The sequence below is a fragment of the Niastella populi genome (genome assembly GCF_002078015.1).
Lineage (GTDB): Bacteria > Bacteroidota > Bacteroidia > Chitinophagales > Chitinophagaceae > Niastella > Niastella populi.
Genome location: NZ_LWBP01000045.1, coordinates 207123 through 221466, shown reverse-complemented (window position 1 = coordinate 221466; position 14344 = coordinate 207123). Strand labels below are relative to the sequence as shown.

Here is a 14344-nt window from a genome sequence, read left to right as displayed (position 1 = left end):
ATTCCCGGAGTAAGGAATCTGATCTATTTCAACTAAGCTAATTACGCTACTGTTTCCTGGGTTGGTCTTAACAGGGAATCCGGTTTAAAGTAAAAGAAAAATGTTTGATTCAAAAAAAATTCCTTAAAACAATATTATTTAAAATTATATCAATAGTTGCATATTCGTACGACGCAGTTCTTCAAGTTGTAATATACATAACAATTACTCATATAAATTAGCGCAAAAGTCATTTAGCAAAAGCAAGACTTTGATTTAATATTTTTTTAATATGCAGGTAACCCTACCCTGTCTTCCCTAAAATTACTCTGGGAGGGTTGCACAAGCCTGCAAAGAATCACGCGGCAGCATGACGTTTATCACATCATTTCCCCGTTAAATTTTCAATGTTTGTGCTTTCATTATATCCCTTTTAATATAGTTATCAGTATAGTTATGAAAAAAATATTGCTCATAGAAGACAACCAGGGCATACGTGAAAACACAGCCGAAATACTGGAACTGGCCAACTACCAGGTGTTCACCGCTGAGAACGGGAAATCAGGTATTGAAACGGCATTGAAAGAAATTCCGGATCTTATTATATGTGATATTATGATGCCTGTGCTCGACGGTTATGGCGTACTGCATCTGCTTCATAAAAACACTGCATTACAAAACATTCCGTTCATATTTCTATCCGCAAAATCAGAACGGCCCGATATCAGAAAAGGAATGGAACTGGGTGCCGATGATTACATTCCCAAACCGTTCGATGAAACTGAATTACTGAATGCGGTAGAAAGCCGGCTGCGTAAAAATGAACTGTTGAAACAGGAGATTATGTCGGGGTTGGAAGGATTGAACACATTAATGCATATTACGGATGGGAAAAATCCACTGCAGTCCCTCATTGATGACCGCACTGTGAACCGGTACCGCAAAAAACAAATTATTTATCAGGAAGGGAACCGCCCTTCGCGTTTATATTTTGTTCAAAAAGGTAAAGTAAAAACCTATAAAACAAATGAAGATGGTAAAGACCTTGTAATAGGTTTGTATAATGAAGGCGACTACCTTGGCTATGTTGCATTACTGGAAGGCTCGGTGTATAACGAAACCGCAGAGGCCATAGAAGATACTGAGCTGATCGTAATTCCGCGGGAAGATTTTGAAAAGCTAATTAATACCAGTCACGAAGTAATGCGCAAATTCATTACCCTGCTTGCCCGCAATGTTGCAGAAAAAGAAGAAAAGCTGCTGGGGCTTGCTTATAATTCATTACGCAAAAAAGTAGCTGAAGCATTGATGACTTTACACAAAAAGTACAATGCACCTATCGACATCAGCCGTGAACATCTTGCTACGATAGCAGGCACGGCAACGGAATCGCTTATAAGAACATTAAGCGATTTCAAAAGCGAAGGCCTCGTAAATATAAAAGGCGGAACGATAACTATCCTGAACGAAAAAAAATTGAGCACGCTGTTTAATTAAACAAATGCAGGCCAGCCGAATTACCCGTCGTCCTTCTTATGTAACATCTTTACCAGTGCATTCATGACGGGAAAACGTATCAACCGGCCTCTGGCAGCCCATACAACTATTCCCAGCAACAAATAAAACCCGGCAACGATCAGAAAGCCGGCATATCGCTTACCAATCAGATCGCTCAGCGCCCAGGCACCGGCTAAACTTCCGAAAACGACCACGAAAAGAAATAATATGACTACAATAATTACCGCAATCACATTTCCTACAACCTGGGATGTTTTTTCGGCAATGCGCAGCTTGGTTATCTCAATTCTCGTATTCACATAATCCTTAACGTGGTCGGTTAACCCTTCTATTTTTTCAAATGTTTCATTCATACAGCCTGTGTTATTTTCATTACTGCTTTACGCGAAAGGTTCATGCTTTTGCTCCATATCATCCTTAACGGCATTCATCTTTTCTTTCATCTGGTTATACTTATCCTTTAAAGCATCAGACATTTTCTTTCCTTCCTCATTGATCTTTTTACGTGTTTCAGAACCCTTGTCGGGAGCAAATAAAACGCCTAAAATTGCGCCTACAGCCGCTCCTGCTATTAAAGCTGTCAATACTTTACTTCCGTTGTTCATATATTTTTTTTTTAAAGTTTAATAACAAATGACAAAATCAATATGCTACCATACAAAGTTAATGGCATGGGCTTTATTTAAAACTGATTCTCATCACCCCATTTCACCCCATTTTTAAATCAATTGTAGAAGCGGAACTTATTTTCAAAACTAATTATAACACAGCAACTTACATCTACCAACCAACAGCCGGCAGGGTGGCATAGATTTTTAAAATCATATAACGTACGTACGTCATAAATAAGAAATCAAAAGAAATGCCTCAGTCAAAAAGAATAAATAAAGCTGACACCAATGCCCCACCCGTATCCGCAACTTCCCCGGAAAAAAAATCCCCCTCACGCTTTCGCAATAAAGAAAGAAAGGCTGGTTTCATTACAACCGATACAGGACAAACAGCTGAAGATTGTAAAGAAATTGAGGCGCGGTACCAGCAACTTATACAGGCACTACCTGCCGCCATTTATATCTGCGACGCAGAAGGATATATCACTACCTACAACAAAGCCGCAGCGGATCTATGGGGCCAGGAGCCGGAAACCGGAAAAGATGTATGGTGCGGATTCTGGAAAGCATTTCACGTTGATGGAACTCCTATGACGCAGGATGAAAGTCCGATGGCTATTGCATTGAAAGAAGGAAGGGAAATAGATAATGTAGAGATAGTAATTGAACGCCCCGACGGACAGATACGGCATATTATGCCTTATCCGAGGCCCTTCGTAAATGCTGCCGGCAAAATTATTGGCGCCGTCAATATGCTGGTAGATATAACCGAGCGTAAAAACATCGAGGAACGAAACGGGCATTTTGCAGCAATTATACAATCGTCTGACGATGCTATTATCAGTAAAACGTTAGATGGCACTATAACCAGTTGGAACAACAGCGCAGAAAGGATCTTTGGCTATACTTCCCATGAAATGATAGGAACTCCTATCACCCGCATAGTTCCCGATGACAGGCTGGATGAAGAGCCGCAAATACTTGAGCGGCTCAAAAGAGGTGAACGAATTGACCATTTTGAAACAAAACGCATTACCAAAGATGGCCGTTTGCTTGATATCTCTTTAAGTATTTCCCCGGTAAAGAACAATAAAGGTGTCATTATCGGCGCTTCAAAAATAGCGCGTGATATAACCGCTCAAAAAAGAATAGTACAACGCATTCGAGAAAGCGAAGATAAGATACGGGTTAGCGAAGAACGCCTGCGCCTGGCTGTGGAGATTGCCGAAATGGGCATGTGGGACCTCGATCTTACTACGGGATTGACCACTACATCATCAGAACACCGGAAGATACTGGGTTATTCGAAAACAGTACAATGGAGTAAAGCCATGTTTATGCAAATGGTGCATCCTGCCGATCGCACCATGGTTGAACAGGCATTTTTGAACGCATTAAAAACAGGTAATATTTCTTACGAAGCCCGGGTTATCAGAAACGACAATAAAGAGCGGTGGCTAAGGGTAAATGGTACCACCATATATGATAAAAAACATACACCGGTGCGACTGCTTGGCACCGTACTGGACATCACCGATCAAAAAAAAGCCAAGGAAGAACTGGAAAATATGGTGCTCGCACGTACGCGTGAGCTACTGACCTCAAATGAAGAACTTGAAAAATCGAATCATGAGCTGGAGCAGTTTGCCTATATAGCCAGCCACGACCTTCAGGAACCATTGCGAAAGATACAAACCTTTGCAGATATGGTTAAAGATCACCTGCACGACAGGGAAATGTCTGAAAAGTATTTCAACAAAATATATATTTCTGCCAAACGAATGTCAACGCTCATTAATGACGTATTGAACTATTCGCGGCTCACCAAAACCGTAGAACAATTCATAAAAACCGATCTGAACAAAGTTCTTAAAGATGTGCTGTCTGATTATGAGTTGCTGATTGAACAAAAAAAAGCGGTAATAAACTATTCCGAATTGCCCACCATAAAAGGCATACCCCTGCAACTACACCAGCTTTTTGCCAACCTGATCAGTAACTCATTAAAATTTTCGGAAACAGCTCCTGCAATCGCAATAACCGCCCGCACCCTTAACCGCGAAGAGGTAAAGGAGCACCCTCGATTAATTGAAGACAAACCGTATGTTCAACTGGTATTTCAGGATAATGGTATCGGTTTCGAACAACAACATACAGAGCAGATCTTTGTAATATTTCAAAGGTTGAATAACCAGCGCAGCTACAGCGGCACCGGAATTGGACTGGCCTTGTGCAAAAAGATAGTCGACCATCATGAAGGAATTATTATCGCTAAAAGCGAACCCGGCCAGGGCGCTGCATTTACAGTCATATTGCCCGTTGAGCATTAAAAAAATTGCCAGGCCCATGCATCCGCATCAACCTGGCAAATAAAAAATATTTGAGAAAGCAGGGGTTTAACCAATCAGGTAGAACCTCTCACAATCAGTTTTGCGGCCAGCTCAACCTCCGCTTTGGGAAAAATACTTTCTGTGTTTTCACATTGTTCCATCAACAACGCCACAGCTTTTTTTGCAATTGCTTCCACCGGTTGCTGAATACTTGTAATACCGGGAGGATATAACCTGAAAATATCGTGGTCATCGAAACTTATTACAGCTATGTCTTCCGGGATCGCCATTTTCAGGCGGTTGATGCTTTCGAGACCAAGTATACCCAGGTAGTTGGTTGCAAAGAACAGCGCTTCCAACTGGGGATTGTTCTTCAATAAAGAAGCGATGAGCTCCACCGCTTCATCGCGTTGATGAGTATAAGGAACTTTCAGGATGATGTCTTTGTTCAGCCGGATACCCTCTTTGCTGAGCGCACCGATATACCCATCGAGCCGTTGCTCCATTTGCATAACGTCGAGGTCAACCGTTACGAACCCAATTTCTTTATAGCCCTGCGCAAACAAATGCGCCATTCCCTGCGCTACCGCCTCAGCATTGTTTACCAATACATGAGAGGCTTCCACAGCAGGTAAATAACGGTCAATTAAAACAACGGGCCTTTGCAACTGAACCAGTTGTTGAATATCTTCTTCCATATGCGGCGCAGGGGTTATCAGGTATCCGTCTACCTGCCTTTGCGACAGCATATTGATCAACTCTTTACCTTTTGAAGCATTATTTTCCGTACTGCAATACACCACCCGGTAACCATATTGCTCGGCTTCTTCTTCAATGGTTTTTGCCAAAGTGGCAAAAAAGATGTTGCCGATGTTCTCAACAATAAGTCCGAGGGTTTTTGATTTGCCTGTTCGTAAACTTATGGCAAGCTGGTTAGGATAATAACCTGCATTGCGGGCAACTTCAAGCACACGCTTTTCAACGGTTTCACTAATGCGCATTTTGCGCGCTTTACCGTTCAATACAAATGACACGGTTGATGATGCCACTCCCGCCATGGAGGCAATATCCTTTATCGATACTTTTTTCATACGGTTATCTTATCTGGTTAAAGCCGGTGATAAAGAAAACGGAAATGCTGCCTGTGTTGTTCCTCTGGTTTGAGAAGGCGCCTTCTTTACATCGTACAATAATGTGCCTCCTTTCTGTAACTGACTATGATCGATCCAATTCTTCGTATGCGCAACTCCGTTTAGTGAAATATTGTGAATATAATATGTGTTCCTGTCGGTTCCAGGCGCCTGTATTACCAGCTTTTTGCCATTTTCGAGGGTGAGCGTCATTTTACGGAACAACGGCGTTCCAAAAACGTACTGGGTAGTACCCGGACAAACCGGATAGAAACCCATGGCTGAAAATACATACCAGGCTGAAGTTTGCCCGTTATCCTCATCACCACAATATCCATCGGGCGTAGCATGATATAATTTATCCATCACCTGCCTGATCCAATATTGCGTTTTCCAGGGCTGACCGGCATAATTGTATAAATAGATCATATGCTGAATGGGCTGGTTACCATGTGCATATTGTCCCATATTCATGATCTGCATTTCGCGGATCTCATGTATAACGCCGCCATAATAACTTTCGTCGAATACCGGTGGCAGGGCAAATACCGTATCAAGCATTTTTGTAAACATCTTCGATCCGCCCATCAGGTTGGCCAGCCCCTGTACATCGTGAAAAACGCTCCAGGTATAATGATAACTGTTGCCTTCCGTAAATGCATCGCCCCATTTATATGGATTGAACGGCGACTGAAAACGGCCATCTTTATTTTTACCGCGCATCAACAACGTTGAGCTATCGAACAAATTGCGGTAATTCATACAACGGGCAGCAAAACGGTCGATCTCCTCTTTGGGGCGGTTCAATTTTTTTGCCAGTTGATAAATAGTGAAATCGTCATAAGCATATTCGAGTGTACGGGCCGCATTTTCGTTGATCTTTACGTCATATGGTACATACCCCAGTTCATTATAATATTTAACACCTTTTCTTCCTACAGAAGTAAGCGGACCTTCATTTTCAGTATTCTTTAAAATGGCCTCATACAGGGTGTTGATATCGTATCCACGAATTCCTTTAATGTATGAATCTGCGATCAATGATGCCGAGTTGGAACCGATCATACAATCACGATGGCCGGGGCTTGCCCACTCAGGTAGCCAGCCGCTTTCTTTGTAAGTATTAACAAGGCCCTGCATGATCTGGCTGTTCAACGTCGGATATACCAGCGTGAAGAAAGGAAATACAGCCCTGAACGTATCCCAAAAGCCATTGTCGGTAAACATATAACCTGGTAAAACCTGACCATTGTACGGACTATAATGTACTATTTCATTGGCCTGGTTGTACTCGTAAAATTTACGCGGAAACAACAGCACCCGGTACAAACAGGAATAAAATGTTTGCAACTGGTCGGGTGTACCACCCTCAGCCATCAGGCGACTGAGCTCGCGGTTCCAGATCTGGCGGCCCTTTTTACAGGTATTGTCGAAAGAATCATTTCCCAGCTCTCTTTTGGCATTTAATTCTGCCTGCTCAAAACTGATAAATGAAGAAGCTGTTCTTACATGTACCTTTTCGCCTTTTGCAGTTTTAAAACCAATGATGGCCCCGGTATGCCCGGCCTTGTACTCGAGCGTATCCGTGGCCAGTGTTTTCTCGTGCCAGGTATGCGCTATGGTGAAATCTTTATCGAAATAAACAACGAAGTAATTTTTGAAACCCGAAGGCACGCCGCCGCTGTTGGCTGAAGAATAACCAATGATCTTTCTTTCAGCGGGAATGATCTTAATGTACGAGCCTTTATCGAAAGCATCTACAACAATAAAAGAACTGTCGCACGCCGGAAACGTAAAACGTAGTTGGGCGGCCCTTTCCGTTGGCGTAATTTCCGCAGTTACATCGGGATCGGCCAGGTAAACACTGTAATAATACGGCGTTGACTTTTCTGTTTTATGCGAAAACCAACTGGCGCGCTTATCCTGGTCGAAATTCATTTTTTTCGTTACCGGCATTATACTGAACTGCCCATAATCATTTATCCACGGAGAAGGCTGATGGGTTTGTTTAAACCCGCGGATCTTGTCGGCTCCATACTGGTACGTCCAGCCATTACCCATAGTGTTGGTTTGAGGTACCCAAAAATTCATACCCCAGGGAAGTGCGATGGCTGGATAAGTATTTCCGTTAGAAAGTCCGGGTTTGGAATCTGTGCCCATCAACGGGTTAACATAATCTACGGGTTCAATGGAATTGTGATCCGTTTGGGCCGAAGAGAATAAGCTGGAAAAAGCGATGGCGAAGCAAATAAAAACTCTCATGAAATCAGATAATTTAATTGTACTCATAATGTGTCAGTACTAGTAAATTTGTAACAATGTTACACTTCTAAAACGATTTTGCAAAATTAAAAAAGATACAGCCTCATATATTTTTTTCTCAAATCCGGGTAAAAGAAAGGAAATATTGCACAGAAATAATTGGTTATCTGCGCAATTACTGCTTTTAACAGGTAAAGTAAAAATGCATTAATTTTTATGTGAAAATTTAATTGAGTTTTGGCAAGATGGAAATTACCACAGCAACATTTTCATTACCCTGTATATTGTAATGAAAATTTTTCCATGACGTTTCATTAATCGCAGCGCAGTAATACAGCGGTACTAAAATGTATTTTGGGTTGAAGAAGAACGAACGGTCATCAGCATGCATTCTTTAAATGCATAGCTACTTTACATATGAAAGAAGTGCTGCTTTAATTTTTTACACAACGAAATCCGGTATGTTCCAAACCTGTATCGGGTGATGTTTTCATACGTGCCGATACCCGGTAACTGGCACAATAGGAAGCATGGCACAGAAAAGAACCGCCGCGCACTACTCTTTTAGGCACTGTGGGTTCTTCGGGATCATAACTGGCAGCTGGGCCAGCGGGGTTTATCAGTTTTTTTGTTCCTGACTGTGTATAAGAATCTGAACGGTACCAATCGGAGCACCACTCCCACACATTGCCCGCGATGTCATATAATCCGTAGGCGTTGGCGGCAAATGATTTTACCGGCGCCACGCGGGCATAGCCATCAGTTGCGGTATTGCGATCGGGAAAATGGCCCTGCCAGATATTTGCTTTGGGTTTTCCTTTTTCAACAGGTTCTGTTCCCCAGGTGAATGGCTTATTGGTTAACCCGGCCCTCGCCGCCCACTCCCATTCTGCTTCGGTGGGCAAACGCTTACCCGCCCATATTGCGTAGGCCATGGCATCGTCCCACGATACATGAACCACCGGGAAATGTTCTTTACCCTTAATGCTGCTGCCCGGGCCCTGCGGATGTTTCCAGTCGGCCCCTTTTACCCATTGCCACCACTGGCTAACGTCATTCAATTGAACAGCCCCGGCTGGTGGTGTAAATACCAGCGAAGCAGCTACCAGCAAACTGTCAGCAGGCCTGGGTGTACCGGCTGGCAATTGTTTTTTTAACTCTTCCCAGTCGGGTTTGCGTTCAGCCGTTGTAACATAACCGGTTGCTTTAACAAATTGCGCGAACATGGCATTCGTTACTTCGGTAGCATCCATATAAAAGCCGTCAACATGAACAGCATGTTGCGGATACTCATCGGTTCTCCCCTCTTTGTCGGCGGCGCCCATTAAGAAATCACCGCCGGGGATCTTTACCATTCCTTCGTATGAATTATTACCGCTGGCAACAATGGAATCTGAGGAGGTATTCACGGCAAAACGCGACGGCAAATTTGAAGTACACGACATTACCGTATCGTCGGCATGGGCAACAGCTGTCTTTGCGGTTGTTGTACCGCTGGTTTGGTTGCACGCTGCAAATGATGCTACAGCAACCAATACACAGGGCCAGGAAAATTTATTCATATACACTTTATCAATAACATTCGCTAATTGGCAGCTGCTGCCGAGGTGAACAAAGGAAAGTCGGGACTTTCACGATGTTGCTGCTGCATTATTTTTTTGATTTCGGCTACAACATCAGGATGTTTGCCGGCAAGATTATTTTTCTCCGAAACATCTTTTTGGAGGTCATACAATTCAATAGGCCCATCCGGATCGGTGGCCGCATTTAACTTAACGCCTTTCCACTTGCCCATGCGTACGGCCTGTTTTCCTCCCTGTTCATGAAACTCCCAATACAACCAGGGATGCGAGGGTGCATTCTTCTGCCCAAATAAAACAGGAACGATTGAAATGCCATCGATGTTTTTGGGTTGTGGTTGTTTAGCCAGTTCTGCAAACGTTGGCAGTAAATCCCAGAAAGCGCCTGTATAATCAGACGTACTGCCGGCTTTTATTTTACCTGGCCACCATGCGATCATTGGTTCGCGGATGCCGCCTTCGTACAGATCGCGTTTGATACCCCGCAACGGTCCACTGCTTTTAAAATAGTCAGGATCATTGCCGCCTTCTTTATGCGGGCCGTTATCACTTGAGAATAATACCAGCGTATTCTTATCGATACCCGATTCCCTTAGTTTTTGAAGTACCTGTCCCACGTATGCATCCAAACGGCTTACCATGGCGGCATATGTTGCGTGGGGATAGGCCTGCGGTGCATATCCCCTGCCATTCCATGCTGCAACAGCAACAGGTTGCTCGTTAAACAACTTTTTATATTTCTCAAACAGGCTGTCATGGGGACCCTGCAGCGCAGCATGCGGCAGTGTATAAGACAGATACAGGAAGAAGGGTTTATCTTTTTGCTGCTGTTCAATAAACGAAAGCGCCTTTTTCTGTATAAGATCAGCAGAATATTCTGTGAACTGCTGCGGCGTATTACTGGCAAAATCAATACGGGTATTGTTCTCCCATAAGTGATCGGGATAGTAGTTATGTGCTTTGCTCTGGCAATTATAACCAAAGAAATGATCGAAGCCCTGTTTAACAGGATCACCGGTTGAAGCAACCGGCCCCAGTCCCCACTTTCCAAAATCTGCTGTCGTATATCCGCCTTTCTTAAGTACCTCGGCAATTGTTATAGCCGAATCGGGAATTGGCCACTGTCCTTCCGGCTCTACGCTTTTATTCCCTCTTACAGGCGTATGCCCGGTATGTTGACCGGTAAGCAGGGAGGAACGTGATGGGGCGCATACGGCAGTACCGGCATAAAATTGCGTAAACCGCAATCCCTGTTTTGCCATTGCATCGATATTAGGCGTTTTGATCAATTGCTGCCCATAGCAACCCAGATCACCATACCCCAAATCATCGGCAAGAATAAAAATAATATTGGGCCGCGGGGTTTTCGTTTGGGCAACTGATTTGCCAGGCTGAAACAATGTAAAAAAACTAACCAGGGAGAAAGTAAGACAAGCTTTGTTCATCTGAATTTGCGTTTACTTGAAAGTCACAATTACCCTACTAAACAAATAGGATTGGCAATATAAATCATATTCATTAAAAGAATCATTCTTACGTGTTAAAGCATAGCACACGCCTTAACCGTTCCCAATAAAAATATCCAAATGAATTAGAATAACCGCCGGAATCCTTTATTTTGAAAAAAAATCACGGGATGGAACAAATCATTGAAAAAATTGCACAAACTGCCCGCTTTTTAGAAGAGAAAGGTTTTACCGGGGCTTCCACAGCCATTGTGCTGGGAACGGGTTTGGGCTCTTTTATAGACCGCGTTCAGGTGCTTCAACAAATTTCTTACAATGATATCCCGCATTTTCCCACCTCTACAGTTGAATCGCATAAAGGAAAACTCATACTTGCCACAGCAGGAAATAAAAAGATGCTTATCATGCAGGGCCGGTTCCATTATTACGAAGGTTATAGCATGCAACAAATTACATTTCCGGTGCGGGTATTTAAAAAATTAGGCATAACCGGTTTGCTGTTGAGCAACGCATCCGGCGGCATGAACCCCGAATTCAAAAAAGGCGACCTGGTATTACTCACCGACCATATAAATCTGCAACCTGAAAATCCCTTACGGGGATTGAACGAGCCCGGCCTCGGCGCCCGGTTCCCTGATATGAGCCAGCCCTACGATACAGCCATCAGTAAATTATTCATTAAAACCGCATTAGAATTATCCGTTCCACTGAAACAGGGCATTTATGTAGCTGTTCCCGGTCCCAACCTTGAAACAAGGGCTGAATACCGGTTTCTTCGGGTGATCGGGGCAGATATGGTAGGCATGAGCACAGTGCCGGAAGTGATAGTAGCCAACCAGATAGGGTTACGCTGCGCTGCCGTTAGTGTGATCACCGACGAATGTGACCCCGATAACCTGCACCCCGTAAATATCGAAGATATCATTGCCGTTGCCGGCAAAGCCGATCAAAAGTTAAGCGCCATATTTAAAGGGGTGGTAGAACAGTTATAATACTGTTTTCTGCCTGTTTTGTTAAACCTGCCGGTCAGGGAGTGACAAGTGATTGCAACAAACTGCAAAGCTCTGCAAAGCGGGACGGCTTTGTAACAAAAGATGCGGCGCCCAATTCCTTGGTTTTCGCCATATCAATGGGATTGGAACTGGTTGTATAAATAATAACCGGAATATCTTTTAATGACTCTGTTTGTTTTATTTCCTTCAGGAACTGCAACCCGCCCATGCGCGGCATATTAAGATCAACAAAAATATAATCGGGTAATGTATCGCAAGCGGAAAGTACGATCAGCGCTTCATAACCATTGCTGGCTGTTATAAGTGCAAGGCTTTCATCGACCTTTGCCAAAGCCGATTTAAAAATTTCCTGATCATCCGAATCGTCATCTATGAGAAACAGCAGTTGGTTTTGAAGCATTGAACTAAGTTTCAGAAATTGAGTAAAGCCACTTTTCAAGTTAGTCTTTTTTTAGAAAATTATACCAGTTTTCAAAAGTGGGTGACGGCCAAAAGCATTTTCTATTATCTTCGGCTCATAACACAACGTTATGACCAATTATCCGAAAATAAGTTTTTTGATCTGTAGCTTATTCCTTATTTGTGCCTGCTCGAATCGTATGACACTAAATAAACTTAAAAACCAGGTCAACTCCAAACTGGCTGAACAACCGGGTGATTTTGCGGTAGCTTTTAAAGACCTGACCACAGGTGATTCATTATTCATAAATGAACAAACCTTTTTTCATGCCGCCAGCACCATGAAAACGCCGGTAATGATAGAGGTTTACAAACAGGCTGCGGCCGGCATTTTTTCACTCAACGATTCCTTTACTATCAAAAATGAATTTAAAAGCATTGTCGATAGCAGTTCATTCAGATTAAACGCCGATGATGATAGTGAGAAAGAGCTGTACCGTCATTTGGGCGAAAAAAGAACGTTGTATGAGCTGGTGTACGATATGATCATCTCAAGCAGCAACCTCGCCACCAATATGGTTATAGAACTGGTTAATGCCCGCAACGTTACTCAAACCATGCGGCAACTTGGCGCCGACCGTATTCAGGTTTTGCGCGGAGTGGAAGATTCCAAAGCGTTTGATAAAGGATTCAATAATATTACTACGGCCAATGACCTGCTGGTGATCTTTGAAAAAATGGCCAAAGGTGAAATTGTCGACAGCACCGCTTGCCAGGCAATGATTGACATTCTGTTAAAGCAGCAATTCAATGAGGTCATTCCGGCCCGCCTGCCAAAGGACGTTAAAGTAGCACATAAGACCGGCAACATTTCCCATGTATATCATGATTCGGGCATTGTATTCTTACCCGATGGAAGAAAATACGTATTGGTGCTGCTGTCAAAAAATTTGAAGAATGAAGAACAGGCCAAAAAGGCGATGGCTGAAGTATCAGAACTGATCTACAAATATGTAACCGGGGCAGAAAAATAAATCTATGAGCCGGAATACGGTTCCAACCGTTCGTTCTCATTTGAGCAGTGAGTGGTTTCCGATTCGAGCTCGATGGTGCTGTGATGAATGTTTTGATGCATCAGTTCATGTTTGAGGTGCTGGATCACCTTCAGCTTTTCATCAAATGGTAACTGGCTGTCGATAATAACGTGCGCCGTCAGCGCATTTTCAGTAGTGCTTAGCGGCCAGATGTGAATGTGGTGTACATTTATGATATACTTTACCGACAGCATCACCTTTGTTATTTCTTCGAGGTCTATTCCGGCAGGCACTGCATCTACCGACATTTTAAAACTATCGGTCAGCAAACCCCACGTGCTAATAAGAATAATGATCATTATGGCAAGGCCGATCGCGGGGTCTAACCAATACCAGCCGGTATTGGCAATAACTATTCCGCCGATAACCACACCAACCGATACCAGCGCATCGGCCAGCAAATGCCAGTAGGCACCCTTTATATTCAGGTCGGTGTCTTTTTTCTTAAAGAAAAGGAACGCTGAAACGCTGTTAACGACTATACCTATGGCAGCAACCCAGGCAATGCCAGCCCCCTGTACAATTTGTGGTTTCTGCAACCGCATTACAGATTCATAACCGAGCATGCCAATGGCAACTAACAGTAGTAAGGCATTTAAAAATGCGGCGAGCACTGTTGTCTTTTTAAATCCGTATGTAAACCGGAGCGTTGCCTGGCGGTGGGCAAGTTTGAAGGCAAAATAGGAAAGCAGCAGGCTGGCAACATCTGCCAGGTTGTGTCCGGCATCGCTTAACAGCGACACCGATCTATACCAAAGCCCGGCAACTACTTCAACCAATACAAACAGCACATTCAGCCCTATACCAACCTGAAATGCTTTCAGACTGGCTTCATTGAACGATACGGCATGCGTATGGGCATGGTGTGCATGTGAATGATCGTGCGCCATAATGCAGGCCTTTTGACTGGCCTGTATGCAAATTAGCAAATTTGTTTCTTATGAAGGGTTAACCACCGGTTA

Annotated in this window: 12 protein-coding genes; 4 read left to right on the top strand and 8 right to left on the bottom strand. The window is 43.5% G+C overall.

The features are described 5' to 3' along the window. Positions 1-435: 435 nt before the first annotated feature. On the top strand, positions 436-1476 hold the full coding sequence (locus A4R26_RS06650; protein ID WP_081162494.1) for a response regulator: 1041 nt from the start codon (positions 436-438) through the stop codon (positions 1474-1476). Positions 1477-1496: 20 nt separating this feature from the next. Here A4R26_RS06650 and A4R26_RS06645 read toward each other — a convergent pair whose 3' ends face one another. Next, the gene (locus A4R26_RS06645) at positions 1497-1850 is read right to left on the bottom strand and encodes a phage holin family protein (protein WP_081162491.1); all 354 of its coding nucleotides are present in this window, start codon (positions 1848-1850) and stop codon (positions 1497-1499) included. Positions 1851-1877: 27 nt separating this feature from the next. Further along, on the bottom strand, positions 1878-2102 hold the full coding sequence (locus tag A4R26_RS06640) for a YtxH domain-containing protein (RefSeq protein ID WP_081162488.1): 225 nt from the start codon (positions 2100-2102) through the stop codon (positions 1878-1880). Between the two features lie 257 nt (positions 2103-2359). Here A4R26_RS06640 and A4R26_RS06635 point away from each other — a divergent pair, with 257 nt between their 5' ends. Beyond that, positions 2360-4438, top strand: a complete 2079-nt coding sequence (locus A4R26_RS06635; RefSeq protein ID WP_081162483.1) for a PAS domain S-box protein — start codon at positions 2360-2362, stop codon at positions 4436-4438. Positions 4439-4512: 74 nt separating this feature from the next. Here the strand turns inward: A4R26_RS06635 and A4R26_RS06630 are convergent, their stop codons facing one another. The 4 genes from A4R26_RS06630 to A4R26_RS06615 all read right to left on the bottom strand — a co-directional run bounded on the left by A4R26_RS06630 (position 4513) and on the right by A4R26_RS06615 (position 10855). Beyond that, positions 4513-5529 (bottom strand): LacI family DNA-binding transcriptional regulator, encoded by a 1017-nt coding sequence (locus A4R26_RS06630; RefSeq protein ID WP_081162479.1) that lies wholly within the window; start codon positions 5527-5529, stop codon positions 4513-4515. 9 nt (positions 5530-5538) lie between these two features. Then, positions 5539-7830: a GH92 family glycosyl hydrolase gene (locus tag A4R26_RS06625; protein WP_081162474.1), complete on the bottom strand. Its 2292-nt coding sequence runs from the start codon at positions 7828-7830 to the stop codon at positions 5539-5541. 434 nt (positions 7831-8264) lie between these two features. After that, entirely contained in the window at positions 8265-9392 is a 1128-nt protein-coding gene (locus A4R26_RS06620; protein ID WP_081162471.1) for a formylglycine-generating enzyme family protein, read from the bottom strand. Between the two features lie 23 nt (positions 9393-9415). Beyond that, complete coding sequence (locus A4R26_RS06615) at positions 9416-10855, bottom strand: arylsulfatase (RefSeq protein WP_081162467.1); 1440 nt, start codon at positions 10853-10855, stop codon at positions 9416-9418. Positions 10856-11046: 191 nt separating this feature from the next. Here A4R26_RS06615 and A4R26_RS06610 point away from each other — a divergent pair, with 191 nt between their 5' ends. Next, positions 11047-11868 carry a purine-nucleoside phosphorylase gene (locus tag A4R26_RS06610; protein ID WP_081162463.1) on the top strand — a complete coding sequence of 274 codons (822 nt, stop codon included), beginning with the start codon at positions 11047-11049 and terminating at the stop codon, positions 11866-11868. Between the two features lie 34 nt (positions 11869-11902). Here the strand turns inward: A4R26_RS06610 and A4R26_RS06605 are convergent, their stop codons facing one another. Further along, the gene (locus A4R26_RS06605) at positions 11903-12289 is read right to left on the bottom strand and encodes a response regulator (protein ID WP_081162460.1); all 387 of its coding nucleotides are present in this window, start codon (positions 12287-12289) and stop codon (positions 11903-11905) included. A 199-nt stretch (positions 12290-12488) separates the two neighbouring features. Between A4R26_RS06605 and A4R26_RS06600 the strand changes: the two genes are divergently transcribed. Further along, positions 12489-13322, top strand: a complete 834-nt coding sequence (locus tag A4R26_RS06600) for a serine hydrolase (protein WP_242674837.1) — start codon at positions 12489-12491, stop codon at positions 13320-13322. 2 nt (positions 13323-13324) lie between these two features. Here the strand turns inward: A4R26_RS06600 and A4R26_RS06595 are convergent, their stop codons facing one another. Continuing rightward, the gene (locus A4R26_RS06595; RefSeq protein WP_081162454.1) at positions 13325-14272 is read right to left on the bottom strand and encodes a cation diffusion facilitator family transporter; all 948 of its coding nucleotides are present in this window, start codon (positions 14270-14272) and stop codon (positions 13325-13327) included. Between the last annotated feature and the right edge of the window lie 72 nt (positions 14273-14344).

What these genes read in the sequence shown, in the direction of transcription:
- A4R26_RS06650 (WP_081162494.1), top strand. Translation starts at nt 436, where the DNA reads ATGAAAAAAATATTGCTCATAGAAGACAACCAGGGCATACGTGAAAAC.
- A4R26_RS06645 (WP_081162491.1), bottom strand. Translation starts at nt 1,850, where the DNA reads ATGAATGAAACATTTGAAAAAATAGAAGGGTTAACCGACCACGTTAAG.
- A4R26_RS06640 (WP_081162488.1), bottom strand. Translation starts at nt 2,102, where the DNA reads ATGAACAACGGAAGTAAAGTATTGACAGCTTTAATAGCAGGAGCGGCT.
- A4R26_RS06635 (WP_081162483.1), top strand. Translation starts at nt 2,360, where the DNA reads ATGCCTCAGTCAAAAAGAATAAATAAAGCTGACACCAATGCCCCACCC.
- A4R26_RS06630 (WP_081162479.1), bottom strand. Translation starts at nt 5,529, where the DNA reads ATGAAAAAAGTATCGATAAAGGATATTGCCTCCATGGCGGGAGTGGCA.
- A4R26_RS06625 (WP_081162474.1), bottom strand. Translation starts at nt 7,830, where the DNA reads ATGAGAGTTTTTATTTGCTTCGCCATCGCTTTTTCCAGCTTATTCTCT.
- A4R26_RS06620 (WP_081162471.1), bottom strand. Translation starts at nt 9,392, where the DNA reads ATGAATAAATTTTCCTGGCCCTGTGTATTGGTTGCTGTAGCATCATTT.
- A4R26_RS06615 (WP_081162467.1), bottom strand. Translation starts at nt 10,855, where the DNA reads ATGAACAAAGCTTGTCTTACTTTCTCCCTGGTTAGTTTTTTTACATTG.
- A4R26_RS06610 (WP_081162463.1), top strand. Translation starts at nt 11,047, where the DNA reads ATGGAACAAATCATTGAAAAAATTGCACAAACTGCCCGCTTTTTAGAA.
- A4R26_RS06605 (WP_081162460.1), bottom strand. Translation starts at nt 12,289, where the DNA reads ATGCTTCAAAACCAACTGCTGTTTCTCATAGATGACGATTCGGATGAT.
- A4R26_RS06600 (WP_242674837.1), top strand. Translation starts at nt 12,489, where the DNA reads ATGACACTAAATAAACTTAAAAACCAGGTCAACTCCAAACTGGCTGAA.
- A4R26_RS06595 (WP_081162454.1), bottom strand. Translation starts at nt 14,272, where the DNA reads ATGGCGCACGATCATTCACATGCACACCATGCCCATACGCATGCCGTA.